The sequence below is a fragment of the Sphingomonas pseudosanguinis genome (assembly GCF_052056765.1).
GTDB classification, from domain to species: Bacteria; Pseudomonadota; Alphaproteobacteria; order Sphingomonadales; family Sphingomonadaceae; genus Sphingomonas; species Sphingomonas pseudosanguinis.
The window spans coordinates 1,101,499-1,122,834 of record NZ_CP189888.1 but is presented as its reverse complement, the minus strand read 5'-3'; the positions used below and the strand labels follow the sequence as shown (position 1 = coordinate 1,122,834).

Below are 21,336 nucleotides of genomic sequence, written 5' to 3'. Positions count from 1 at the left end.
AATGAACCGCGCCATTCATCCCATCCGACAGGAATTCAGATGGTATCTGAGGGGCTTGAGCGCAATGGCGATCCGCCATCGCGCTCGAAATCCCTCAAAAAACCTTAACGGAGCGCGTTCGCCAGCAGCTTGTGCAGCTTGGAATGCAGACCCTCGTTGGCGGCCAGATACTCGCCGCGCTCGAGCGACTTGTCCGAACCCCGGAAATCGCTGACGAAGCCGCCGGCCTCGCGAACCAGCAGCATGCCCGCCGCCGCGTCCCAGGGCTTCAGGCCCGACTCCCAGAAGCCGTCATAGCGGCCCGCCGCGACCCAGGCGAGGTCGAGCGCGGCCGACCCGAAGCGGCGGATACCGGCGACCTGCGGGGCGATCGCACCGAAAATGCGGCTCCACTGGACGAAATCGCCATGCCCGAGGAACGGGATGCCGGTGGCGATCAGCGCCTCCGACAGATCGCGGCGCGACGACACGCGCAGGCGGCCGTCCTGCAACCACGCACCCCGGCCCTTTTCGGCCCAGAAGCTCTCGTCGGTCAGCGGCTGATAGATCAGGCCGGTCGTGACCTCGCGCTTGCCGTTCGCCAGCGGCTCCTCGACCGCGATCGAGATCGCGAAGTGCGGGATACCGTGCAGGAAGTTCGAGGTGCCGTCGAGCGGATCGATGATGAAGCGCGGCTTGGACGGATCGCCCTTGATCTCGCCGCCCTCCTCCATGAGGAAGTTCCAGTCGGGACGCGCCTTCTTCAGTTCCTCGAAGACGGTTTCCTCGGCGCGCTTGTCGGCCATCGACACGAAGTCGGCGGGACCCTTGCGGCTGACCTGGAGGTGCTGGACCTCGTTGAAGTCACGGCGGAGACGCGGGGCGGCCTTGCGCGCGGCGCGTTCCATGATGGTGAGAAGCCCGGAGTGCGAGGCCATGATCGTCCTTTCGATCGCGCCGCTGCTTGCCCAGGGCGCTCAGAATTGAAAAGGCCCGCCGCGAACGACGGGCCGGGATGGCGGATGACGGGGTCGCGCTTAAATCGCGCCGGTCATCCGCCGATACCGATTAGTCCGCGCGGCGGACGTAGGTCTGTTCATACACATCGACGACGATGCGCGTGCCGCTGGCGATGTGCGGCGGCACCATCACGCGCACGCCATTGTCGAGGATCGCGGGCTTGTACGAGGACGAGGCGGTCTGCCCCTTCACCACGGCGTCCGCCTCGACGATCGTCGCTTCGATCTGATCGGGAAGCTGGACCGAGATCGGCTTTTCCTCGTGCAGTTCCATCACGACGTCCATGCCGTCCTGCAGGAACGCGGCGGCATCGCCCAGCAGGTCGCGCGGCAGCGTGATCTGCTCATAGGTTTCCTTGTCCATGAAGGTCAGGTCGTCACCCTCGGCGAACAGGAACTGGAAGTCCTTGGTATCCAGGCGGACGCGCTCGACCGTCTCGGCGGAGCGGAAGCGGACATTGGTCTTGCGGCCGTCGATGAGGTTCTTCATCTCGACCTGCATATACGCACCGCCCTTGCCGGGTTGGGTGTGCTGAATCTTCACGGCGCGCCAGATGCCGCCTTCATACTCGATGATGTTGCCGGGACGAATGTCCACGCCGCTGATCTTCATGGGTCTTCAACCTACTGGAAAGAGCGAAGGATACCGGCGCGAGATACGCGGTCCGGCCTCCTGTGTCGGCCGCTTTAGCTCGAAGCGGTCTTTCCGGCAAGCAGCGGATAGGGATCGACCGGCTCCCCCTGATACCAGCGGTCGCCGGCGCGCATCCAGCTGACCCCGAAATGCAGATGCGTATTGCCCGCCCCCGCATTGCCGGTATCGCCGACATAACCGACCACCTGCCCCCGCGCCACGCGCTGCCCCTCGGCCAGGCCCGGCGCATAGCCTTTCAGATGCGCGTAATAGAGGCTCCAGCGGCGATCGAGCGAGCGGATATAGAGCGTATGGCCGCCACGTTCGCTGTCGAACAGCTTCTCGACCGTGCCCGGCAGCGCGGCGACGACCGGGGTGCCCGATGGCGCCATCAGATCGATGCCCTGGTGCTTGCGCTTGCCGCCCTCGCGCGGATCGCCCCAGTCGCGGTGCAGCGAGGTGGCAGGATAGCTCGCGATCGGCATGGCCAGCGCCGCCGAACTCCCGGCCGCCGCCTGTCTGGGCGGCGCGGTGACCTCAGGCACGACGACTTCGGCGGGGCCGAAGGACAGCATCGACAGGAAGCCGCCGATACCGATCACGATCAGCGCCAGCATCACCCATCCGAAACGGGAGAGCGGCCCCCTGCCCCCGCGCCGGCTCATTCGGGAATGGCCACCGCGGCCTCGATGGTCTTCGAAAGCGGCGCCATGATCGGTGCCTGCCGCACAGCGGGATCGGCGGTTCGGATCGCACCCTGTGCGGGGGTCGGATGGGTCGCGACCGCGACGAAGGCCAGAACGATGCCGCCGCCCATCGCCATTGCCAGTCTGCGCATCGGCCCCTCCTTCACGTCAAATGCTACCGCATGGGTTAACGCGAGGCGGCGCGCTTGTTTCCGGAGCGCAACGGATCGGCCGTTCCGCCCCGGGCATCGGGGCGGGCCAGACCAGCAAGACGGCTAGACCATGATGACATGGCATGAAACTAACGCGAGCCCCTCCCCTTCAGGGGAGGGGTTGGGGTGAGGCCTCATCACAGGCGGCATGCACGCGGAGCCGCCCCACCCCCGGCCCCTCCCCTGAAGGGGAGGGGTGAGTCCGTCTTATGTCATCACGCTTTAGGCTGTATTGACGTTTGGACGCAGCCGGATGGACTGCTCCCCGTAGTGCAAAGGTGGAGGGGCACTTCCGGTCGAGAGTATCGTCCTGCTTCACGAACCGTGACACCCCTCCGTCAGGCCTTCGGCCTGCCACCTCCCCTTGCAGGGGAGGACAAGGGGGAATGTCGATCAGCGCTCGCCGAGGATGTCCGCAAAGGCCTTGACCGCCGCTTCCTCGTCGCCGTTCCACACCGCGCCCGACACCGCCAGGAAGTCGGCGCCCGCCTTGATCAGTGGCGCGGCATTGGCCGGCGTGATCCCGCCGATCGCGACGCAAGGCAGCTCGAACAGGGTCGACCACCAGGACAGGATCACCGGTTCGGGGCGATGCGTAGTGTGCTTGGTCGTCGTCGGATAGAAGGCACCGAACGCGACATAGTCCGCGCCGGTCTCGCCCGCTTCCATGGCGAGGTGGCGGCTGTCGTGACAGGTGATGCCGATGTGCACCGACGGCCCCAGCACGTCGCGGGCTTCGCGCGCATCGCCGTCATCCTGACCCAGATGCACGCCGTCCGCGCCCAGCCGCTTGGCGAGGCTGATGCTGTCATTGACGATGAAGGCGACCTCGCGATCGGCGCAGATGCGCTGGAGCGGCTCGGCCAGCTTGGCGGCGGCGTGCTGGTCCATGTCCTTCACACGGAACTGGAAAGCCGCGACGGGGCCGGCATCGAGCGCGCGCGCCAGTCGGTCGGCGAAACCGCCGGTCACATCGAGCGGCGAGATCAGATAAAGCTGGCAGGGGGGCCGCCGCATGTCGCGCACGAAGGCGGAGGCGAAATTGGGGTCGAGGGGCCCCAGGGGATCGTCGTCAAGCGTCATGCCGCTTCCCTAGCGCGTGACGGGCCTCACGTCACCTGCCCGACGCACCCGGCAAAGAGGCGTGGAATGGGCGTCCCGGTTCCCCAACCGGAACGCCCAACCCTAGCAAGAACTTATTCTTCGTTCTTGTAGATCGCGATCAGTTTATCGAGCATCGCCAGCGCCTCGTCGCGCGGACGCTGGAAGGTGTTGCGGCCGATAATCGAGCCGTTGCCGCCACCGTCGCGAATGTCGCGCGCGTCCTGATAGACGGCGTCCGCCCCCTTGGCGGCGCCACCCGAGAAGACGACGATGCGACGGCCCGCAAAGCTGGACTGGACGACGTGGCGCACCCGGTCGGCCTGGTTGGACCAGTCGGTGCCCTCATAGACCTTCTTGGCCTCGGCCTGTTCGATATGGTCGCTGGGCAGCTTCACCTTGATGATGTGCGCGCCGAGCAGCGCCGCCATGTGCGCGGCATAGGCGCCGACGTCGAGCGCCAGTTCGCCGTCCTTGCTCAGCTTGCCGCCGCGCGGATAGCTCCAGATGACGGTGGCGAGGCCCGCCTCGCGCGCCTCGGCCGACAGGATCGCGATCTGGTCCATCGCATCGAAAATGCCGTCCGAGCCGGGATAGATGGTAAAACCGATCGCCGAGCAGCCCAGCCGCACCGCGTCCTGCACGCTGCCCGTCACCGCCTGGGTGATCGAGGTGCCCCAGCTGTTCGAGCTGTTGATCTTCAGGATGGTCGGGATCTGGCCCGCGAAGGTGTCGGCCCCGGCCTCCAGCATGCCCAGCGGCGCGGCATAGGCCGACAGCCCGGCGTCGATCGCCAGCTGGAAATGGTAATGCGGATCATAGGCCGGCGGGTTGACCGCGAAGCTGCGCGCCGGGCCATGTTCGAAGCCCTGGTCGACCGGCAGGATGATCAGCTTGCCGGTACCGCCCAGCTTGCCCTGCATCAGGATGCGGGCGAGATTGGCCTTCACCGCTGCCGGCGTGCCTTCATATTTGTCGAGAATGGCCTTCACGGTCGGGGTCATCGATTCTCTCCGGATTGAATGGGCTTCGGGAATAGGGGTCAGAGCATCAGCCAGCGGCGCAGCGCCTGATCGACCTGCTCCATGCGGGTGGGCGAAGCATGGCCGATGACTTTGACGATATGATTGCGCGGGATGGACAGGATCTTGTCGACCTGCACTTCGCACTCGACGGTCAGGCCGGTATGTTCGCGCGGCGAGAAGGCGACACGGAACAGCGCCTCGCCGCCGACGACCGAGGTCATCGGGCAGACGGTGATGGTGTTGTGCGTCTCGTTATACAGGTCCGACTGGACGACCAGGAACGGGCGGTGATCGCCGCCCTCCCCCGTCGTCGCCAGCACGATGGCGGCATGCGAAATCGTCATGCCTCGTCCCCCTGCGCGTCGGATTCCCGGGCCAGCGCGTTCCAGAAGGCGAAATCCTCCGGCGTGTCGCGCTTCGACGCCCGCGTCGATTGGCGACGGGCTTCGCGCCGATAAGCCTCGTCATGCAGGTCGACATAGCGGCGCACGGCTTCCCGCGCGATGTCGCTCTTGCTGCGCCCTTGCGTGCGGGCAACGGCCGCCAGCCGCTCTTCCAATTCGGTATCGAGGCGGACGCCGAGCATTGCCACTTCCTTCGTTTAACGTGTTTAACCTAGCAAGTCCGACAAGAGGGATCAAGCGGTCTTGCGTGCCGATGCCGACTGGATCATCCTGATCTGGGGCAAGGGGGGGGACGATGAGCATGGCATGGCTTCGATGGATCGCGGCAGCGGCACTGGCGGCGGCGTCCACCGGTTCGTCGGCGCTGGTGCGCTCGGACCCACGAGTGGGTGAGATGGCCCCCGATTTCGACCTGACCCTGGTCGACGGCACGCATGTCCGGCTGGCGGACCTGCGCGGACAGGTGGTCGTGCTGAACTTCTGGGCGACATGGTGCGGCCCGTGTCGCACCGAATTGCCGCTGCTCGACAAATATTATCGCATCCAGGGTCCGCACGGACTGAAGGTCTTTGCGATCGCCACCGAGGACTCGGTGCCGCTCTACAAGCTGAAGCCCCTGTTCGCGACGCTGGCCATGCCGTCGGCCAAGCGGATCAAGGGGCCGTATAATACGCTGGGCGCGGTGCCGACCAACTACATCATCGATCGCGGCGGGCGGGTCCGCTACGCGCAGGCGGCGGCGTTCGATCTGGACGACCTCAACCGGTTACTCGTGCCGCTATTGAAAGAAACCCCGCCGCCTGAGGCGACGGGGTTATAGCCCTGCAAGCTTCCTCCCCTGCAAGGGGAGGGGGACCATGCGCAGCATGGTGGAGGGGTGTCCCCGGTTGCGATGACAGCTATCCTCGCCAGCCCTGACACCCCTCCGTCAGGCCTTCGGCCTGCCACCTCCCCTTGCAGGGGAGGAATGATCTCAGGCCAGCAACGCCGCGACCCCAGGCAGGTCCTGCCCTTCCATCCACTCCAGGAACGCGCCGCCCGCGGTCGAGACGAAAGTGAACTGCGTCCCCACGCCGGCCTGGTTGAGCGCGGCGACGGTATCGCCGCCGCCCGCGACCGAGACGAGGCTGCCGTCCTGGGTCAGCGCCGCCGCCGTCTTGGCGAGCGCGACGGTCGCCATGTCGAAGGGCGGCGTCTCGAACGCGCCGAGCGGGCCGTTCCAGACCAGCGTACGGCAGTTCTTGAGCACATCGCCCAGCGCCTCGACGGCGTTGGGGCCCAGGTCGAGGATCATCTCGTCGGCGGCGACTTCGTGAACATTGACGGTGCGGGTCTCGGGGTTCGGCTTGAACTCCTTGGCGACCACCACGTCATAAGGCAGGTGGACGGTGCAGCCCGCCTTATCGGCGGCGTCGAGGATGTCCTCGGCGGTGCCGGTCAGGTCATGCTCGCACAGCGACTTGCCGACATCGACGCCGCGCGCGGCGAGGAAGGTGTTGGCCATGCCGCCGCCGATGATGAGGTGATCGACCTTGCCGACCAGATGCTTGAGCACCGCGAGCTTGGTCGAAACCTTGGCGCCGCCGACCACGGCCGCGACCGGATGCTCGGGATTGCCGAGCGCCTTTTCCAGCGCGTCGAGTTCAGCCTCCATCGCACGGCCTGCGAATGCCGGAAGCTGGCGCGCCAGCCCTTCGGTCGAGACATGGGCGCGGTGCGCGGCCGAGAAGGCGTCGTTGACGTACAGGTCGCCCAGCTTGGCGATCTGTGCCGCCAGCTCGGCGTCGTTCTTTTCCTCACCGGCATGGAAGCGGGTGTTTTCCAGGATCGCGATATCGCCGGGGTTCAGCGTCGCGACCGCCGCTTCCGCCGCCTCCCCCGCCACATCGTCGATGAAGCGAACCGGACGGCCCAGCACGTCGCTGTACGGCTGGGTCAGCATCGCCAGCGAATAGTCGGGGTTACGCTGCCCCTTGGGGCGGCCGAAATGGGCGAGGATCAGGACGATCGCGCCCCTGTCGGCCAGTTCGGTCACGGTCGCGATCGTCGCGCGCAGACGGGTGTCGTCGGTGACGCGGCCATCGGCCATCGGCACGTTCAGATCCTCGCGGACCAGCACGCGCTTGCCCTGGACATCGCCCATATCGTCGAGCGTCTTGAAGGCCTTGGTCATGATTCCTCGATCCTAATATTATCGCCGATGCTGATCGTGCCGCCCTCGATCACGCGCGTGCAAACGCCGCCGCGCCAGTCGGGGGTCAGGGCCGCGCGCAATCCGTCGGCGATCGCGTCCATGCGGTGGCACGGATCGCATTCCATGGTGATTTGCAGAAGGACAGGCCCGATACGCAGCCGGGTGCCCGGAATGTGGGGAAGGTCGAAATCCTCGACCAGCAGGTTCGCACGGCGCTCCTGCCAGGGGATGTCGTGGTCGATCTCGGCCAGCGCGGCGTCCCAATCGGCCCGCTCGATCAGCGTCACCTGACGCCGCCCGCGACCGCCGGGCTTTACGCGCCCGCGACAATCGCCTTCGATACCGCCCTCCAGGGTGACGATGGCGGTGTCGATCACCGCCATCGGCCCCTTCGGCACGGCATGACGGGCGATGCCGGCCAGACGCCCGGTCATCGCCCGCGCCGTCATCAGAGGAACTTCGCCATCGCGGTCGCGGTGTCGACCATGCGGTTCGAGAAGCCCCATTCATTGTCGTACCAGGACACGACGCGCACCAGCTTGCCGTCGATCACCGCCGTCTCGAGGCTGTCGACGGTCGAGGACTGCGGCGAGTGCATCAGGTCGATCGAGACGAGCGGCTCGTCGGTATAGACCAGCACGCCCTTCAGCGCCTCGCTCTCCGACGCGGCCTTCAGGATCGCGTTGACCTCTTCCTTGGTCGTGTCGCGCGCCGGGGTGAAGGTCAGGTCGACCAGGCTGACGTCCGGGGTCGGCACGCGGATCGCCGAGCCGTCCAGCTTGCCCTTCAGCTCGGGCAGAACCTCGCCCACCGCACGGGCCGCACCCGTGGTGGTCGGGATCATCGACATGGCGGCGGCGCGGGCGCGGCGCAGGTCGGGGTGGATCTGGTCGAGGATCTTCTGGTCGTTGGTATAGGCGTGGACCGTGGTCATCAGGCCGCGCTCGATGCCGATCGCGTCGTTCAGCACCTTGGCGACCGGCGCCAGGCAGTTGGTGGTGCACGAGGCGTTCGACACGATGGTGTGGTCGGCGGTCAGCTTGTCATGGTTGACGCCGTACACGACGGTCAGGTCGACATTCTTGCCCGGCGCCGAGATCAGCACCTTCTTGGCGCCCGCCGCGATGTGCTTCTCGCACGACGCCTTGTCGGTGAAGAAGCCGGTGCATTCCAGGACCAGGTCGACGCCCAGTTCCTTGTGCGGCAGGTTCGCCGGATCGCGCTCGGCGGTGACGCGGATGCGCTTGCCGTCGATCACGATGTCGTTGCCCTCGGCGGCGACTTCGCCCGGATAGCGGCCATGGATGCTGTCGCGGCTGAACAGCCAGGCGTTGGACTTGGCATCGGCGAGATCGTTGATCGCGACCAGTTCGAGAGCGCCTTCGCCACGCTCGAGGATCGCACGCGCGACCAGACGACCGATGCGGCCGAAACCGTTGATTGCAACCTTGACCGTCATGCCAGCAAGCTCCTGTCTCTTTCGGGCCGTGCCTGGACGACACCGCCCCCGGTTCGATGGACCCCCTGATCGGTGATTCCATCCTTCGCGCCACGCCTTTCGGAGCCGGCGGGTTCGCTGTCAACCGCCAGCCGACCCCGCATCGTCCAATTGCGGGTTGCCGCGTGAAGCCATCATGCTAAGCCGATCCCATGTCCGAACCCATTGCCGACGATGTCCTTTCCTCCGTCGAGCGTATCGACCGCGCCATTGCGCGCATCGAGCAGACGATCCGCAACCGCGCCGCCAAGGAAGAGGCGCTGGCCCGCCGCCACGCCGCGTTGAAGGCGCGCATGGCCGAGGCGGTCAGCGCGCTGGACGATGTCATCGCCCGGGGGAGTGCCGCCTGATGGCCGAAGTCACGATCATGGTCGGCGACCGCCCCCATACCGTCTATTGCCAGGACGGCGGCGAGGCGCGCGTGCGGATGCTGGGCCAGATGCTCGACCAGCGCTGGGCCGCCGCGCTGCGCGCCTCGGGCGGACATAATGGCGAGCGGGCGCTGCTGTTCGTGTCGCTGATGCTGGCCGATGCGCTGGAGGAGGCCGAGCGCCGCCCGCCGGCGGGCGCGGCGGTCAGCGAGGCCGCGCTGGCGCGCATCGCGGAACGGCTGGAGGCGCTGGCCGACGCGCTGGAACCCGAGGGTCCCGGCGCCTTTGAATAGGATCGGGGCCTTGAGTAAGACGCCACCCTCGCCTACATTGCTTGGCGGCGGGCTCTGCCCGGTACGAGCCACGATAATCCCTGAGGCTATTCTTCATCCAAGGGGGCTGTCCCTGCCCGGGCCCTGGCCCGACGCACATGGTCCCCACCTGACGTATTGGGCGTCAGTGGATATTACGGCACACGGCCACGGCGGTCCCGCCACCCGCCCTTCTCCCGATCCGGCGTCATGATCGACAAGCGCGCCCTTCGCGCCCGGACGCGGGCGGTCCGCGACGCGCATGGCCCCGGGCTGATCCCGGTGCCGCGGCCCTTTCTCGACCGGCTTTTCCCCCAACAGACGATCGCGGCCTATCGCCCGCTCGGCGCCGAGGCGGACCCGGCGCTCTGGGTTGAGGCCGCGCTGCATGCGGGTGCGACGATCGCACTGCCCCATGTCACCGACCGGGAGAGCCCGATCCGCTTTCTGCGGTGGTCGCAGGGGCAGGATTTGGCCATCGGCGCCTTCGGTCTACATCAACCCGCCGCCGACGCCCCTGAATGCCGTCCCGACATCATCCTGACCCCCCTTGTGGGCTTCGATCGGCGCGGCAATCGGCTGGGACAGGGCGCGGGGCATTACGACCGCGCTTTCGCGACCAATCCTGATGCCTGGCGGGTCGGCATCGCCTGGAACGTGCAGGAGGTCGAGGAACTGGTGCCCGACAGCTGGGACGTGCCGCTCCACGCCATCGCCACCGAATCGGAATGGATCGTCCCATGACCCCCAGTTGGCGCAAACCCGCCGGTATGCTGCTGATCGTCACGATCATCATCGCCTGGGCCGCGCTCGTCGCCAGCCTGTCGAGCGTGGTCGGGAGGTGGCATTGGGTGGTGCAGCTGGCGTTCTATGTCGTCGCCGGGATCGTCTGGATCACGCCGATGAAGCCGCTGTTGCGCTGGATGGAAGGTGGGCGGCGCTGAGGCGGGGGTTTTCGCGTGGCCTTCGACTGCGCTCAGGCTGAACGGAGTTTGGGGGATTGTCCTGGTCTAGCCCCAACCGACGCTTCCACACATCCTCCGACCCGTTCGCACTGAGCAAAGTCGAAGTGCACGCCCGACGCTCGCCACGGGACGGCTGGTGGCCTTCAGCGAGCCTTAAAAGCACGTTGCAGCGTGGCCTTCGACTTCGCTCAGGCTGAACGGGATTTGGGGAATGTCTGAAGTCGATTTTTTGGAAGCCCTCGACGCAGCCATGCGGTCGCGCATCCCAACCGACAACATTCGCGCTGAAAACAAAAACGCCATCCCGAAGGATGGCGCGAGTGACGGGGCTCGAACCCGCGACCTCCGGCGTGACAGGCCGGCGCTCTAACCAACTGAGCTACACCCGCTTGAAAGCCATGTGATACCAACCCAGATTGGCATCGGCCCCGAGAGGGGATTTCGATATTTTCAGCCATTCTCCGAAGAGGATGGCGCGAGTGACGGGGCTCGAACCCGCGACCTCCGGCGTGACAGGCCGGCGCTCTAACCAACTGAGCTACACCCGCTGAAAGCGTCGAGGCGCGCCAACTAGGCGAGGGTTCCGGACCTGTCAACGCATCTTTTCAACTTTCTTGCGGAACGTCCGGCGGATCGCTCTCGCGGTCGAGATGGGTGAGCGTGCCATGCTCGAACAGGAAGCCCGCAATGTCGGGCTTTCCGGCCGCCTTCAGGACGGTCTGCAGGATGATCAGCAGCGGGACCGCCAGCAGCGCGCCGACCGTGCCCCAGACCCATCCCCAGAAGCTCAGCGAGATCAGGATGAGCACCGGGCTGATGGTCAGGCGGTGCCCGACGATCAGGGGGGTGATCAAATTCGCCTCGACCAGATGCATGCCATACATGATCGCCGGCGGGGCGAGCGCGACCCAGATGTCGCTGAACGTCATCAACCCGCCAATCGCCAGCAGCAGCGCGCCGATCACCGGCCCGAAATAGGGGATGTAGTTCAACAGGGCGACGATACCGCCCCACATCAGCGGATAGGGCATGCCGAACAGCGACAGCGCGCCCGCCACCGCCCCGCCGAGCGCCAGGTTGATGATGGTGATGGTGCCGAGATAGGCCGAGACGTCGTCCACGACCTCCTGGATCACCCGCGCGGTCGCCATGGCCCCATCGAAGCTGGTCCGCCCCCGGATCGTCTCGCGCCGCATCCGCGTCCACCCCGAAAGCACGAAGAACACGACCAGCACCCCGAACAGGAATTGCACGATCAGCGCGGGCGCCGAGGTCGCCGCCAGCTCCAGGATCGAGCTGGGCGGCGACACCGCCGTCGTCTGCGCCTGACGGATGGGGGTGGTCGCGACTTGGCGCAGCGCCTTGTTCACATAGCGTTCGAGGTTGGAATAGAGATCGAGCAGCGGCGCCAGATTGTCCTGGATGCGCCCGATGCGGCTGGGCAGCAGCCGGAAGAAATCGGTTGCCGGCACGATGATCGCCGCCAGCGCGATGTTGGCGACGATCAGGAACAGCAGCACGCACATCAGCGCGGCCAGCGGCGACGGCACCCGCCGCCGCTCCAGCCATTCGAGGATCGGCACCAGCGCGATCGCGATGACCAGCGCGGTCGTCAGCGGCAGGAAGAACTCCGCCCCCGCCCGCAGCGCAAACGGCAAGGCCAGGATGAAACCCGCCCCCGCCGTCAGCGTCAGCCCGGCGAGCAGCCGATCGCGGCGCATCGCGATCCGCACCGCATCGCGCTGCCCCATGCCGACGGGCATGCCCAAGATCGAATCGCCGGCGATCCCGGTCTTGCCGATCGCCTCTTCCTGCGCGTCACTCATGACCGGCACGTTAGCGGCTTTCCCCTGAGTGAGAAGCCGCTAACGCGCGCGTATCGGGACGATTTTCATGACGAACCTGTCACGATGGACGGCGACGCGTCCCAAGCAACGCGCTACCAGGCGCGGGGGATGCCGCCGGTGCGCTCGGCCACCGCATTTTCGATCGACTGAAGCTGGCTCCGGCTCAAGACGCCCGCATCCATCAGGTGGCGCATCAATTCGTCCGTCAGGGCCGCCAGGAAGTGCAGTTCCGCACGTTCGGACGCGCCATCTTCGTTCAAAACTTCCATCGCAGACTCCCGGCTTGAGCGATGGCACCTGTGTAACCGCCCCGCATTTGTCGCGATAGTCGTTTCGGATCATTACCCTACACTTGACGTTGACGTAAACTGCACCCATCAAATCGCGATGGATACCGTCCCCCGTCCCGCCCCGTCCCCCGATCGCCTGGCCCAGGGTCTGGTCAACCTGCTCGACGTCGAGGAGATCGATACCGACCTGTATCGCGGCGCGCGCCGGCCGGGTGGTCAGGGCCGGGTCTTTGGCGGACAGGTGATCGCCCAGGCGCTGCAGGCCGCGCAACGCTCGACCGAGGCGCCCAAGGTCGCACATTCGCTCCACGCCTATTTCATGCGGCCGGGCGATGAGCGCTATCCGATCATCTACCGCGTCGAGCGCGATTTCGAGGGGCGCAGCTTCGCCACGCGGCGGGTGATCGCGATGCAAAAGGGCAAGCCGATCCTCAACATGGCCTGCTCGTTCCAGACGCCCGAGGAGGGTCTGCATCACCAGGATGCGATGCCCGACGTGCCGCGCCCCGATGCCCTGCTCACCGAACGCGCGCTGCTCGACGAACTCGGCGATCAGGTGCCGGCGCCGCTGCGCGCCTTTCTGAGCCAAATTCGACCGATCGAGATGCGCGTCACCGATCCCCGCCAGGTGATGACGCCCGCCCCCCGCGCGCCACAGCAATCGATCTGGTTCCGCCTGGTCGCGCCGATCGGAGACGATCCCATGCTGCACCGGGCCATCCTGGCCTATGCCAGCGACTTCGTGCTGCTGGGCACCTCCACCCTGCCGCACGGGGTGAGCTGGCTGACCCATGACATGCAGACCGCCAGCCTCGACCATGCGCTGTGGCTGCACGAGCCGTTCCGCGCCGATGAATGGCTGCTCTACACGACCGACAGCCCCTGGGCGGGGCATGCGCGCGGGTTCAATCGGGGGCGGATCTTCACCGCCGATGGCCGGCTGGTCGCCAGTGTCGCGCAGGAAGGGCTGATCCGCCTGCGCCAGCCCCAGAGCGACGCTGGCGCCTGATCAGCGGCGCAGCATCCGCCGCGCCGACTGGGTGGCGGTGCGCGTGTCCTCGGCCAGCTTCTTGACCTCGGCGGCGACGATGCCGAAGCCGCGCCCGGCGGGGCCGGCGCGCGCCGCCTCGATCCCCGCGTTCAGCGCCAGCATGTTGGTCTGTTCGGCGATCGTCGTGATGCTGTCGACGATCCCCTCCATATCGCGCAGCATGGTTTCGAGATTGGTCTGGCGTTCCTCGGCCATGCGGCGGAACTGTTCCGCCTGGCTGAGCTGCTCGGCGGCCTGCGCCTCGAGCAGGACGCGATCGGTCATGTCGCTGGCGAACTTCACGACCTTGTACGGCACGCCGTCGGCATTCAGGATCGGGGTGTAGGTCGCCTGCAACCAGACCGGCGAGCCGTCCGAACGGCGGCGCTCGAACCGGCCGGAGATAAACTGCCCGGCGGCGAGATCGGCCCAGAGCCTGGCATATTCGGGCGTGCGGGCATAGTCCGGGTCGCAGAAGCGGCGATGATGGACGCCGATCGCCTCGCCCCGGCTATAGCCCATCACCGACAGGAAGATGTCGTTGGCGGCCAGCACATGGCCCTTCAGGTCGAACTCGATCACCGCCTGCGACGTGTCGATCGCCGCCAGCTTGCTGTGCGCCTCGCCATCCGCCAGCCGGCGCTCGGTCACGTCGCGGCCGACCTTCAGGATCATGTCCACCCGGCCCTGCGCGTCGACGATCGGCGTATAGCTCGCCTCCAGCCAGACCGCGCGGCCGCCGCGCCCCTGTCGGCGATAGACGCCGCTGTGGAACTGCCCCTGCAACAGCGACCGCCAGAAGCGGTCGTAATTGGGCCCCGGCATGATGGTGGCGGGGCAGAGCAGGCGATGTGGCTGGCCGATCACCTGGTCGGCGCGATAGCCGAAGGCGCTGGCGAAATTCTCATTCGCCCACAACACCCGCTTTTCCGTGTCGAACACCGCCAGCATGTGCGCCTGATCGATCGACTGGAACAGAGGATCGGACCTCTGCCAGATTTGGCCAGTTTCGGCGGCGGGCGTGATGGAAAACATGGGTGCGATTTAGCCAAAATGGACTAATAATTGTTAAATTGCTCTGGATCAGGCACGCCGGATCAGGGGTGATGCACCATGCTTCGCCATACCGGATCGGCGGACCACCGCCCCGCCCGACACCCCAATGCCTTGTGCCGACACGCCGAAAATCCCGGTGACCGGCCATACTTTTTCTTCTAACGTCCTTGCTTGACCAAAAGGGAATAGCGGACATGGCGGCGATGCCCGTCACAGAGGGGCAGAATACCGAACGCTACCGGCAGAAACGCGACGCGATTCTCGCGGCGGCGGCGGCGGCGATCAACGAGCAATCGGCCAAGGGCATGACCTTCGCCGATGTCGCGCGGCGCGTCGGGCTGAACACCACCAGCGTCACCTATTATTTCAAGCGCAAGGAGGATCTGGCCGCCGCCGCGTTCGAGAATACGCTGGAACGGCTGCTCGACATGCTGGCGATCGCCGGGCGCGAACCGACGCCACAGGCTCGGATCGCCCGCTATATCGCGCTCAACATGGCCCGGCTGGCACGGATCGAGCGCGGTGAGGAAACCGCCTTTGCCGTGCTGTCCGATCTGCGCGCGATGGAGGAGCCGATCCGGGGGCGGCTGATGGCCGGCTGGCAAAAGGTGTTCCGCACCACGCGCGGCCTGTGGGGCACCCCCGCCAGCCGGGCGCATCAGGATCTGTACGGCGCACGTGCGCATGTCCTGCTGGAGAACACCTTCTGGCTGCCCATCTGGCTGCCGCGTTACGAACCCGACCAGTATCACCGGGTCGAGGAACGGCTGCTCGACGTGCTGACGCACGGCGTCGCCGCGCGTGGTTCGGCCTGGTCCCCCTCCCTGTTGCCGCTCGGTGCGGAAGGACATGCCGGGCGTGAGGCGGAGCCGGGGCGCGAGGCCTTTCTGCTGGCGGCGACGCGACTGATCAACCAGCTCGGCTATCGCGGCGCCAGCGTGCAGCGGATCGCCTCCGAGCTGAACGTCACCAAGGGCAGCTTCTACCATCATCTCGATGCCAAGGACGATCTGGTCGTCACCTGCTATCGCCGCAGCTTCGACACGATCACCTCGGCCCAGCAACTGGCCGACGCCGCCGGGGGCAGCCACTGGCACCGCCTGTCGAGTGCCATCGCGACCCTTCTCGACATCCAGTTCGCCGAGCGGGGGCCGCTGCTGCGGACCAGCGCGCTCTCCAGCCTGCCCGCCGACGCCCGTCGCGCGATGGTAGACCGGTCGGACCGGATCGCGCGGCGCTATGCCGGGACGATCATGGACGGCGTGGCGGCAGGGTCGATGCGTCCCGTCGACGCACTGATCGCCGCGCAGATGCTGATGGCGCTGCAAAACGCCGCCTTCGACATGCGCAAATGGGCCGCCACCATGGAGCGGCCCCGCGCGATCGCGCTCTATGCCTCGACCATCCTCTATGGCTTGTTCGACGACCGGTTGCTGGCGGACTGACGCCCCCTACAAATTGCGACAATTGCGGGGGCGCCACGACATGATCGGGGGACAGGCGCGGGCCATAGACGCCATCATCGGAAGGGATCGGCCCTTCCCCGACCCAAGGACCCGCCCACCATGCGAAAGACCCTGATCGGCCTTTCCCTCGGCCTGATGATCACCGCGACCGCCGCCCAGGCGCAGACCGGCACGCCCAACCCCACCCCGATGCGCCATGGCCTGATGGGCGTGCAGCCCGATGCCCAGGGCAATATCGACCGTACCGCCGCGCTGGCCGCCGCCGACCGCCGCTTCGCCGCGATGGACGCCAATCACGACGGCACCGTCACGCCCGAGGAAATGCGCGCCTATCGCGACCAGAAGCGTGCCGAGCGCGCGCAGCGCCAGGGTGACCGCCCCGGCCCCCGCGCGCCGCAGCCGATGACCGCCGAGGCCTTCCGCGCGCGGGCGGCGGCGATGTTCGACCGGCTCGACACCAATCGCGACGGCAAGATCGACGCGCAGGAACGCGCCGCCGCGCCGCGCGGGCGCTGGGGCCGTCATGGCGGTGCGGGCCAGCCGGCCCCGGCCACGCAGCCCATGCGCGACGGCGACTGATCGTCGGCGGGGCGGTGCCGAACGCCGGCCCGCCCCGCTTGCGAGGATCTGCCGCCATGCTAGACCCCGGCCCCATGTCCGACACGCCGCATCTGCTGCTCGTCGATGACGAGCGTTCGATCCGCGAACCGCTCGCCGTCTATCTGACCAAACAGGGCTTTCGCGTGACGCAGGCCGGTGATGCCGCGTCGGCGCGCACCCGGCTGGCCGCCTATGCGATCGACCTCGTCATCCTCGACATCATGATGCCGGGCGAGGACGGGCTGTCGCTGTGCCGCCATATCGCGGCGACAAGCGAAGTGCCCGTCATTCTGCTGACCGCCCGCGCGGAGGAGACCGACCGCATCGTCGGGCTGGAGATGGGCGCGGACGATTATGTCGTGAAGCCCTTCTCCCCGCGCGAACTGGCGACCCGTGCCAAGGTCGTGCTGCGCCGGACCCAGGCCGGCGGCGCCCGCGTCCATGCGCCCGACAGCGGCTCCTACGCCTTTGCCGGCTGGGTGCTGAAGTCGGGCGAGCGCTCGCTGGTCGATCGCGAGGGCGTGTCGGTGATGCTGTCGACGGGCGAATACAACCTGCTGCTGGCGCTCGTCAGCCGCCCGCGCCAGGTGCTGACCCGCGACCAGCTGCTCGACCTGACCCAGGGACGCGAGGCCGCCGCCTTCGACCGGGCGATCGACAATCAGGTCAGCCGCCTGCGTCGCAAGATCGAGGCGGACCCGAAATCGCCCGAGATCATCAAGACCGTATGGGGCGGCGGCTATACGCTGGCCGCCGAGGTCACCCGCCTGTGAACCCCCGTCTGTGAGCGTCTGCCCATGACGCTGCGGCTCTGGCCGCGCCGGCTGGCGGCGCAACTGGCGCTGCTGCTCGCCGTGGCGCTGTTCGTGGCGCAGGCGATCAGCTTCACGCTGCTGCTGCGCGAACGGCGCTCGTTGCTGCTCGAACAGATTTCGGGACCGGCCATCGCGCGGCTGAACGACGCGATCGAGCGGTCGGCCAATGGTCGCATCCCGCCCTACGAACGCGGGCGCGTGCGACGCGCCGCCGCCATTCCGATCGCCCCGGGCCTGCCGCGCGTGACGGGTGTCGAGACGCTGATCCGCGAAGGACTGGTCGAGTCGGGCCATCCGGTCGGGCGCATCGTCACCGGTATCCGCCCGTTCAACCCGGCCGATTTCGACTGGCCACGCCGCCGCTTCGGACGGCGTCATCCGGTCGACGAGCTGATGATCGCGGTCGAACAGCCGGGCGGGCGCGGCTGGCTCGTCACCCGTTCGATCTGGCCGCGCGACGGCATGTATTTGGTCTGGCGGCTGATCACCCAGACGCTGATCCTCTATGGCATCATCCTGCTGCCCGTGCTGTGGATCGGCCGGCGCATCTCGCGCCCCTTGCGCGACCTGACCCGCGCGGCCGAGCATTTCGACCCGCGCGAGCCGGGCGAGCCGATCCCCGAACAGGGGCCGCTCGACGTGTCCGCACTGATCGCCGCGTTCAACGCGCTGCGCCTGCGGATCGGGGCGATGCTGGAGGAAAAGGACCGGATGCTGGGTGCGATCGGCCATGACCTGCGCACGCCGCTCGCCGCGCTCCGGGTGCGGATCGAGTCGGTCGAGGACGAGCAGGACCGGTTGCGCATGGCCGACACCATCGCCGAGATGAACAAGACGCTGGAGGACATCCTCTCGCTCGCGCGGGTCGGCCGGCCCAGCGAGGCGGAGACCGATGTCGACCTGAACGCGCTGGTCGATGCCGTGGTCGCCGACTTCCACGATCTGGGGCAGGAGGTGACGTTCGAGGAGAGCGGGCGGCTCCGGCTGAAGCTGCGTCCTTCCCTGATGCGGCGTGCGGTGCGCAACCTGATCGAAAATGCGGTCAAATATGGCCATGCCGCCGATGTGCGGATCGATGCCAAGCCGAACGAGGTCGCGATCATCGTCGCCGATCAGGGGCCGGGCATCGCGCCGGATCAGCTGGAGACGGTGTTCGATCCCTTCATCCGCCTGGAAAGCTCGCGCAACCGCGATACCGGCGGCATCGGCCTGGGACTGGCGCTGGCGCGGTCGATCGTGCGCGAGGCGGGGGGCGACATCCGCCTGGCCAACCGGCCGGAGGGCGGGCTGGCGGCGACCATCACCCTGCCCCGCTAAGCCGCCTCACGCATCGCGTGCGACCCGCAGCATCGCGAGCGCGGCGAGGCCCATCACTCCGGCGGCGATGGCCATCGTCCAGACCACGTCGTGCGGGAAGAAGCGACTGACCACCGCCCCCATCACCGACGACACGATCAGCTGCGGCAACACGATAAAGATGTTGAACAAGCCCATATAAATGCCGAGCTTTTCCGCCGGCAGCGCCGCCGACAGGATCGCATAGGGCATGGTCAGGATCGAGGCCCAGGCGATGCCGACCAGCGCCATCGATGCCAGCAACACCCACGCGTCGGTAATCACCAGGAACGACGCGAACCCCGCCGCGCCGCAGAGCAGCCCGAGGATATGCGTGTTGCGCCGCCCGATCGCGCGCGCCAGCGGCGGCAGCGCGAAGGCCCAGAGCGTCGCCACCCCGCTATAGACCGCGAACAGCACGCCGACCCAGTTCGCACCCTCGTTGAAGGCCGCGCTCGTCGCGTCGCGGGTATGGAAGACCCGCTCGGCCACAATCGGCGTGGTATAGATCCACATGATGAACAGCGCCGACCAAGTGAAGAACTGGACCAGCGCCAGCCGCTTCATCGTCGCCGGCATCGCCGCCAGATCGGCCAGGATCTGGCTCAGCGCGTTCTGTGCCTTCCCGCCCCGCACCAGTACCGCGCTGACGATCTGCGCGAGGCCAAAGGCAATGAGGCCACCGCCTAGCAGATAAACCGGCTTGTCGAGCCCCAGCCAACCCACCGCCGCGACGATCAGCGCCCCAGCGGCGATCCAAATCGGCGCCGCCCCGATCCGCGTGGAGGGCACGGCATCGCTATGCACCGCCTGCCCCGCATCCTGCTCGGCAAAGGCGGCGATCTGCTGGGGCGAATATTCGCGCGTGGTCAGGACGGTCCAGAGCACCGCGACGAACAGCGCCGCCGCGCCGATATAGAAGCCGTAGCGTACCGATGCCGGCACGTCCCCCGCCGGCGCGACATTGGCGACGTGAAAGACATCGGTCAGCAATTGCGGCGCCAGCGACCCCAGCACCGCGCCCGCGCCGATAAAGGCCGTCTGGAACGCATAGCCCGCCGTGCGCTGGCGACTGGGCAGCATATCGCCGACGAACGCGCGGAACGGCTCCATCGAGATGTTGAGCGAGGCGTCGAGCAGCCACAACAGCATCGCCGCCGCCAGCAATCCACCCGCATTGGGCATGCCGATCAGCGCCAGCGTGGCCAGCACCGCACCCGCCAGGAAATAGGGCCGCCGCCGTCCGAACCGGCTCCAAGTTCGGTCGCTATAATGGCCGATGATTGGCTGGACGAGCAGCCCGGTCAGCGGTGCGGCGATCCACAGAAAGGCGAGGTCCTTCTCCGCCGTACCCATCGACTGGAAGATCCGACTGACATTCGCATTCTGCAACGCGAAGCCGATCTGGATACCGAAAAAGCCGAACGAGGTATTCCACAACCCCCAAAAGCCTTGACGCGGTTTCTCCATATCCCCTCCCAATATATTCTTATCGTTGTGATTAGGGCCGCACGCTCGATCCGCGCACGACCAAGGTCGCAGGCAGCAACGTCGCGGTAGTCGGCTTGCCCGAAATCTCCGCCAGCAGCGCCCGGACCAACAGTCGGCCCGCCGCCGCCGCATCCTGCACGACCGTGGTCAGTGGCGGATGTGCGAAGCTGGCGGCGGGAATGTCATCGAAACCCACGACCGAGACATCGGCGGGCACGCGCCGTCCCGTCTCGGCCAGCACCCGCATCGCGGCGAGTGCGATCAGGTCGCTCGCCGCCATGATGCCGTCGAATGCGACGCCGCGCGCCAGCAGCGCGCGCGCCGCGCGCTCGCCCGCTTCCTCGCTGGAGATGGCACCGACCTGGAGCATGGGGTCGCAGGGCAGCCCCGCTTCGGCCAAGGCATCGCAATAGCCGCGATAGCGATCGTGGAATTCGGGATAATGATCGGTCGCGTCACCCAGAAAGGCAATCCGCGTCCGTCCTTGCGCGATCAGGTGTCGCGTCGCCGCCAGCGCGCCGGCATGATTGTCGCAACCGATGGTCAGGCCCGGCTGCCCCGGCGCCACCGATCCCCAGCGCACGAAATGCGTGCCGCGCGCGACCAGCTGGTCGAGCTGTTCGCGGTAATCGGCATAATCGCCATAGCCGAGCAGGATCAGCCCGTCGGCGCGGTGGCTGTCCTCATAATCGGCCTGCCAGTCATTCTCGACATTCTGGAAGGAGACGAGCAGGTCGTATCCGACCTCCGCACAGCTCTCCATGATCGAGCCCAACATACCGAGAAAAAAGGGATTGATCAGCGTCCGCCCGGGCGAAGGATCACGGAACAGCAGCAGCGCCAGCGTCCGCGTCTGCCCGCTGCGCAGGTTGGAGGCGGCGCGATCGACCGTGTAGTTCAGCGTCTTGGCGATCGCCTGTATCCGCGCGCGCGTCGCCGCGCTGACCGAGGGGCTGCCCCGCAGCGCACGGCTGACCGTTGGCTGCGAGACGCCGGCCATTTGCGCG

General features: G+C 67.0%; 26 protein-coding genes and 2 tRNA genes. 10 read left to right on the top strand and 18 right to left on the bottom strand.

Annotation, left to right across the window (positions count from 1 at the left end; translation table 11 throughout):
- Nucleotides 1-104 precede the first annotated feature (104 nt).
- The 8 genes from ACQHGV_RS05035 to ACQHGV_RS05000 form a co-directional block, all read right to left on the bottom strand.
- Nucleotides 105-917 carry an inositol monophosphatase family protein gene (locus ACQHGV_RS05035; protein WP_056438117.1) on the bottom strand — a complete coding sequence of 271 codons (813 nt, stop codon included), beginning with the start codon at nucleotides 915-917 and terminating at the stop codon, nucleotides 105-107.
- A 130-nt stretch (nucleotides 918-1,047) separates the two neighbouring features.
- Nucleotides 1,048-1,611 (bottom strand): elongation factor P, encoded by a 564-nt coding sequence (efp, locus tag ACQHGV_RS05030; RefSeq protein ID WP_058716349.1) that lies wholly within the window; start codon nucleotides 1,609-1,611, stop codon nucleotides 1,048-1,050.
- 74 nt (nucleotides 1,612-1,685) lie between these two features.
- Nucleotides 1,686-2,249: a M23 family metallopeptidase gene (locus ACQHGV_RS05025; protein WP_440979671.1), complete on the bottom strand. Its 564-nt coding sequence runs from the start codon at nucleotides 2,247-2,249 to the stop codon at nucleotides 1,686-1,688.
- A gap of 44 nt (nucleotides 2,250-2,293) precedes the next feature.
- Nucleotides 2,294-2,470 carry a hypothetical protein gene (locus ACQHGV_RS05020; protein ID WP_440979670.1) on the bottom strand — a complete coding sequence of 59 codons (177 nt, stop codon included), beginning with the start codon at nucleotides 2,468-2,470 and terminating at the stop codon, nucleotides 2,294-2,296.
- 453 nt (nucleotides 2,471-2,923) lie between these two features.
- Complete coding sequence (gene thiE / locus ACQHGV_RS05015; RefSeq protein WP_440979669.1) at nucleotides 2,924-3,613, bottom strand: thiamine phosphate synthase; 690 nt, start codon at nucleotides 3,611-3,613, stop codon at nucleotides 2,924-2,926.
- A gap of 113 nt (nucleotides 3,614-3,726) precedes the next feature.
- Nucleotides 3,727-4,635, bottom strand: a complete 909-nt coding sequence (locus ACQHGV_RS05010; protein ID WP_175311414.1) for a class I fructose-bisphosphate aldolase — start codon at nucleotides 4,633-4,635, stop codon at nucleotides 3,727-3,729.
- A 38-nt stretch (nucleotides 4,636-4,673) separates the two neighbouring features.
- Nucleotides 4,674-5,000: a type II toxin-antitoxin system PemK/MazF family toxin gene (locus tag ACQHGV_RS05005; RefSeq protein ID WP_184105877.1), complete on the bottom strand. Its 327-nt coding sequence runs from the start codon at nucleotides 4,998-5,000 to the stop codon at nucleotides 4,674-4,676.
- Nucleotides 4,997-5,242 (bottom strand): ribbon-helix-helix protein, CopG family, encoded by a 246-nt coding sequence (locus ACQHGV_RS05000; protein ID WP_312487483.1) that lies wholly within the window; start codon nucleotides 5,240-5,242, stop codon nucleotides 4,997-4,999. The genes ACQHGV_RS05005 and ACQHGV_RS05000 overlap by 4 nt, the downstream gene beginning before the upstream one ends.
- Before the next feature lie 119 nt (nucleotides 5,243-5,361).
- On the opposite strand from ACQHGV_RS05000, the gene ACQHGV_RS04995 reads away from it, so the two are divergent.
- The gene (locus tag ACQHGV_RS04995) at nucleotides 5,362-5,880 is read left to right on the top strand and encodes a TlpA family protein disulfide reductase (protein ID WP_440979668.1); all 519 of its coding nucleotides are present in this window, start codon (nucleotides 5,362-5,364) and stop codon (nucleotides 5,878-5,880) included.
- A gap of 153 nt (nucleotides 5,881-6,033) precedes the next feature.
- Here the strand turns inward: ACQHGV_RS04995 and ACQHGV_RS04990 are convergent, their stop codons facing one another.
- From ACQHGV_RS04990 to gap, 3 genes are read right to left on the bottom strand one after another with little or no spacing between them, the layout of a single operon-like run.
- Entirely contained in the window at nucleotides 6,034-7,233 is a 1,200-nt protein-coding gene (locus ACQHGV_RS04990; RefSeq protein WP_440979667.1) for a phosphoglycerate kinase, read from the bottom strand.
- Nucleotides 7,230-7,688, bottom strand: coding sequence for an MOSC domain-containing protein (locus tag ACQHGV_RS04985; protein ID WP_440979666.1), 459 nt, complete (start codon nucleotides 7,686-7,688; stop codon nucleotides 7,230-7,232). Before ACQHGV_RS04985 ends, ACQHGV_RS04990 begins: the two co-directional genes overlap by 4 nt.
- A gap of 14 nt (nucleotides 7,689-7,702) precedes the next feature.
- The gene (gene gap, locus ACQHGV_RS04980; RefSeq protein WP_183951395.1) at nucleotides 7,703-8,713 is read right to left on the bottom strand and encodes a type I glyceraldehyde-3-phosphate dehydrogenase; all 1,011 of its coding nucleotides are present in this window, start codon (nucleotides 8,711-8,713) and stop codon (nucleotides 7,703-7,705) included.
- Between the two features lie 191 nt (nucleotides 8,714-8,904).
- Here gap and ACQHGV_RS04975 point away from each other — a divergent pair, with 191 nt between their 5' ends.
- The 4 genes from ACQHGV_RS04975 (at nucleotide 8,905) to ACQHGV_RS04960 (ending at nucleotide 10,378) form a co-directional block, all read left to right on the top strand.
- Entirely contained in the window at nucleotides 8,905-9,102 is a 198-nt protein-coding gene (locus tag ACQHGV_RS04975; RefSeq protein WP_183951396.1) for a hypothetical protein, read from the top strand.
- Nucleotides 9,102-9,416, top strand: a complete 315-nt coding sequence (locus tag ACQHGV_RS04970; RefSeq protein ID WP_183951397.1) for a cell division protein ZapA — start codon at nucleotides 9,102-9,104, stop codon at nucleotides 9,414-9,416. The genes ACQHGV_RS04975 and ACQHGV_RS04970 overlap by 1 nt, the downstream gene beginning before the upstream one ends.
- A 228-nt stretch (nucleotides 9,417-9,644) precedes the next feature.
- Nucleotides 9,645-10,178, top strand: coding sequence for a 5-formyltetrahydrofolate cyclo-ligase (locus ACQHGV_RS04965; protein ID WP_440979665.1), 534 nt, complete (start codon nucleotides 9,645-9,647; stop codon nucleotides 10,176-10,178).
- On the top strand, nucleotides 10,175-10,378 hold the full coding sequence (locus tag ACQHGV_RS04960; RefSeq protein WP_440979664.1) for a DUF2842 domain-containing protein: 204 nt from the start codon (nucleotides 10,175-10,177) through the stop codon (nucleotides 10,376-10,378). The genes ACQHGV_RS04965 and ACQHGV_RS04960 overlap by 4 nt, the downstream gene beginning before the upstream one ends.
- A gap of 333 nt (nucleotides 10,379-10,711) precedes the next feature.
- On the opposite strand, the gene ACQHGV_RS04955 is transcribed toward ACQHGV_RS04960, so the two are convergent.
- From ACQHGV_RS04955 to ACQHGV_RS04940, 4 genes are all read right to left on the bottom strand, one after another.
- Nucleotides 10,712-10,788, bottom strand: a tRNA-Asp gene (locus ACQHGV_RS04955).
- Nucleotides 10,789-10,870: 82 nt separating this feature from the next.
- Nucleotides 10,871-10,947, bottom strand: a tRNA-Asp gene (locus tag ACQHGV_RS04950).
- A gap of 57 nt (nucleotides 10,948-11,004) precedes the next feature.
- Nucleotides 11,005-12,162, bottom strand: coding sequence for an AI-2E family transporter (locus ACQHGV_RS04945; RefSeq protein WP_240455894.1), 1,158 nt, complete (start codon nucleotides 12,160-12,162; stop codon nucleotides 11,005-11,007).
- Nucleotides 12,163-12,338: 176 nt separating this feature from the next.
- Nucleotides 12,339-12,515: a hypothetical protein gene (locus ACQHGV_RS04940; protein ID WP_183951401.1), complete on the bottom strand. Its 177-nt coding sequence runs from the start codon at nucleotides 12,513-12,515 to the stop codon at nucleotides 12,339-12,341.
- Nucleotides 12,516-12,633: 118 nt separating this feature from the next.
- Between ACQHGV_RS04940 and ACQHGV_RS04935 the strand changes: the two genes are divergently transcribed.
- A complete protein-coding gene (locus ACQHGV_RS04935) occupies nucleotides 12,634-13,545 on the top strand; it encodes an acyl-CoA thioesterase (RefSeq protein WP_440979663.1) in 912 nt (303 codons plus the stop codon).
- Here ACQHGV_RS04935 and ACQHGV_RS04930 read toward each other — a convergent pair whose 3' ends face one another.
- Nucleotides 13,546-14,601, bottom strand: coding sequence for a methyl-accepting chemotaxis protein (locus ACQHGV_RS04930; RefSeq protein ID WP_440979662.1), 1,056 nt, complete (start codon nucleotides 14,599-14,601; stop codon nucleotides 13,546-13,548).
- A gap of 215 nt (nucleotides 14,602-14,816) precedes the next feature.
- Between ACQHGV_RS04930 and ACQHGV_RS04925 the strand changes: the two genes are divergently transcribed.
- From ACQHGV_RS04925 to ACQHGV_RS04910, 4 genes are all read left to right on the top strand, one after another.
- Nucleotides 14,817-16,067, top strand: coding sequence for a TetR/AcrR family transcriptional regulator (locus tag ACQHGV_RS04925; RefSeq protein ID WP_440979661.1), 1,251 nt, complete (start codon nucleotides 14,817-14,819; stop codon nucleotides 16,065-16,067).
- 120 nt (nucleotides 16,068-16,187) lie between these two features.
- Complete coding sequence (locus ACQHGV_RS04920) at nucleotides 16,188-16,667, top strand: hypothetical protein (protein ID WP_440979660.1); 480 nt, start codon at nucleotides 16,188-16,190, stop codon at nucleotides 16,665-16,667.
- A 74-nt stretch (nucleotides 16,668-16,741) separates the two neighbouring features.
- Complete coding sequence (locus ACQHGV_RS04915; RefSeq protein ID WP_007404208.1) at nucleotides 16,742-17,461, top strand: response regulator; 720 nt, start codon at nucleotides 16,742-16,744, stop codon at nucleotides 17,459-17,461.
- A 24-nt stretch (nucleotides 17,462-17,485) separates the two neighbouring features.
- Nucleotides 17,486-18,820: a sensor histidine kinase gene (locus tag ACQHGV_RS04910; RefSeq protein ID WP_440979659.1), complete on the top strand. Its 1,335-nt coding sequence runs from the start codon at nucleotides 17,486-17,488 to the stop codon at nucleotides 18,818-18,820.
- A gap of 6 nt (nucleotides 18,821-18,826) precedes the next feature.
- Here ACQHGV_RS04910 and ACQHGV_RS04905 read toward each other — a convergent pair whose 3' ends face one another.
- Together ACQHGV_RS04905 and ACQHGV_RS04900 are read right to left on the bottom strand one after the other, a co-directional pair.
- Nucleotides 18,827-20,308 carry an MFS transporter gene (locus ACQHGV_RS04905; RefSeq protein WP_440979658.1) on the bottom strand — a complete coding sequence of 494 codons (1,482 nt, stop codon included), beginning with the start codon at nucleotides 20,306-20,308 and terminating at the stop codon, nucleotides 18,827-18,829.
- A 31-nt stretch (nucleotides 20,309-20,339) separates the two neighbouring features.
- On the bottom strand, nucleotides 20,340-21,329 hold the full coding sequence (locus ACQHGV_RS04900) for a LacI family DNA-binding transcriptional regulator (protein ID WP_440979657.1): 990 nt from the start codon (nucleotides 21,327-21,329) through the stop codon (nucleotides 20,340-20,342).
- Between the last annotated feature and the right edge of the window lie 7 nt (nucleotides 21,330-21,336).

What these genes read in the sequence shown, in the direction of transcription:
- ACQHGV_RS05025 (WP_440979671.1), bottom strand. Translation starts at nt 2,249, where the DNA reads ATGCTGGCGCTGATCGTGATCGGTATCGGCGGCTTCCTGTCGATGCTG.
- ACQHGV_RS05020 (WP_440979670.1), bottom strand. Translation starts at nt 2,470, where the DNA reads ATGCGCAGACTGGCAATGGCGATGGGCGGCGGCATCGTTCTGGCCTTC.
- ACQHGV_RS04985 (WP_440979666.1), bottom strand. Translation starts at nt 7,688, where the DNA reads ATGACCGGGCGTCTGGCCGGCATCGCCCGTCATGCCGTGCCGAAGGGG.
- ACQHGV_RS04915 (WP_007404208.1), top strand. Translation starts at nt 16,742, where the DNA reads ATGTCCGACACGCCGCATCTGCTGCTCGTCGATGACGAGCGTTCGATC.
- ACQHGV_RS05035 (WP_056438117.1), bottom strand. Translation starts at nt 917, where the DNA reads ATGGCCTCGCACTCCGGGCTTCTCACCATCATGGAACGCGCCGCGCGC.
- ACQHGV_RS05005 (WP_184105877.1), bottom strand. Translation starts at nt 5,000, where the DNA reads ATGACGATTTCGCATGCCGCCATCGTGCTGGCGACGACGGGGGAGGGC.
- ACQHGV_RS04945 (WP_240455894.1), bottom strand. Translation starts at nt 12,162, where the DNA reads ATGCCCGTCGGCATGGGGCAGCGCGATGCGGTGCGGATCGCGATGCGC.
- ACQHGV_RS04920 (WP_440979660.1), top strand. Translation starts at nt 16,188, where the DNA reads ATGCGAAAGACCCTGATCGGCCTTTCCCTCGGCCTGATGATCACCGCG.
- ACQHGV_RS05000 (WP_312487483.1), bottom strand. Translation starts at nt 5,242, where the DNA reads ATGCTCGGCGTCCGCCTCGATACCGAATTGGAAGAGCGGCTGGCGGCC.
- ACQHGV_RS04940 (WP_183951401.1), bottom strand. Translation starts at nt 12,515, where the DNA reads ATGGAAGTTTTGAACGAAGATGGCGCGTCCGAACGTGCGGAACTGCAC.
- ACQHGV_RS04925 (WP_440979661.1), top strand. Translation starts at nt 14,817, where the DNA reads ATGGCGGCGATGCCCGTCACAGAGGGGCAGAATACCGAACGCTACCGG.
- ACQHGV_RS04905 (WP_440979658.1), bottom strand. Translation starts at nt 20,308, where the DNA reads ATGGAGAAACCGCGTCAAGGCTTTTGGGGGTTGTGGAATACCTCGTTC.
- ACQHGV_RS04960 (WP_440979664.1), top strand. Translation starts at nt 10,175, where the DNA reads ATGACCCCCAGTTGGCGCAAACCCGCCGGTATGCTGCTGATCGTCACG.
- ACQHGV_RS04930 (WP_440979662.1), bottom strand. Translation starts at nt 14,601, where the DNA reads ATGTTTTCCATCACGCCCGCCGCCGAAACTGGCCAAATCTGGCAGAGG.
- ACQHGV_RS04900 (WP_440979657.1), bottom strand. Translation starts at nt 21,329, where the DNA reads ATGGCCGGCGTCTCGCAGCCAACGGTCAGCCGTGCGCTGCGGGGCAGC.
- ACQHGV_RS04965 (WP_440979665.1), top strand. Translation starts at nt 9,645, where the DNA reads ATGATCGACAAGCGCGCCCTTCGCGCCCGGACGCGGGCGGTCCGCGAC.
- ACQHGV_RS04995 (WP_440979668.1), top strand. Translation starts at nt 5,362, where the DNA reads ATGGCATGGCTTCGATGGATCGCGGCAGCGGCACTGGCGGCGGCGTCC.
- gap (WP_183951395.1), bottom strand. Translation starts at nt 8,713, where the DNA reads ATGACGGTCAAGGTTGCAATCAACGGTTTCGGCCGCATCGGTCGTCTG.
- ACQHGV_RS04975 (WP_183951396.1), top strand. Translation starts at nt 8,905, where the DNA reads ATGTCCGAACCCATTGCCGACGATGTCCTTTCCTCCGTCGAGCGTATC.
- thiE (WP_440979669.1), bottom strand. Translation starts at nt 3,613, where the DNA reads ATGACGCTTGACGACGATCCCCTGGGGCCCCTCGACCCCAATTTCGCC.
- ACQHGV_RS04935 (WP_440979663.1), top strand. Translation starts at nt 12,634, where the DNA reads ATGGATACCGTCCCCCGTCCCGCCCCGTCCCCCGATCGCCTGGCCCAG.
- efp (WP_058716349.1), bottom strand. Translation starts at nt 1,611, where the DNA reads ATGAAGATCAGCGGCGTGGACATTCGTCCCGGCAACATCATCGAGTAT.
- ACQHGV_RS04910 (WP_440979659.1), top strand. Translation starts at nt 17,486, where the DNA reads ATGACGCTGCGGCTCTGGCCGCGCCGGCTGGCGGCGCAACTGGCGCTG.
- ACQHGV_RS04990 (WP_440979667.1), bottom strand. Translation starts at nt 7,233, where the DNA reads ATGACCAAGGCCTTCAAGACGCTCGACGATATGGGCGATGTCCAGGGC.
- ACQHGV_RS05010 (WP_175311414.1), bottom strand. Translation starts at nt 4,635, where the DNA reads ATGACCCCGACCGTGAAGGCCATTCTCGACAAATATGAAGGCACGCCG.
- ACQHGV_RS04970 (WP_183951397.1), top strand. Translation starts at nt 9,102, where the DNA reads ATGGCCGAAGTCACGATCATGGTCGGCGACCGCCCCCATACCGTCTAT.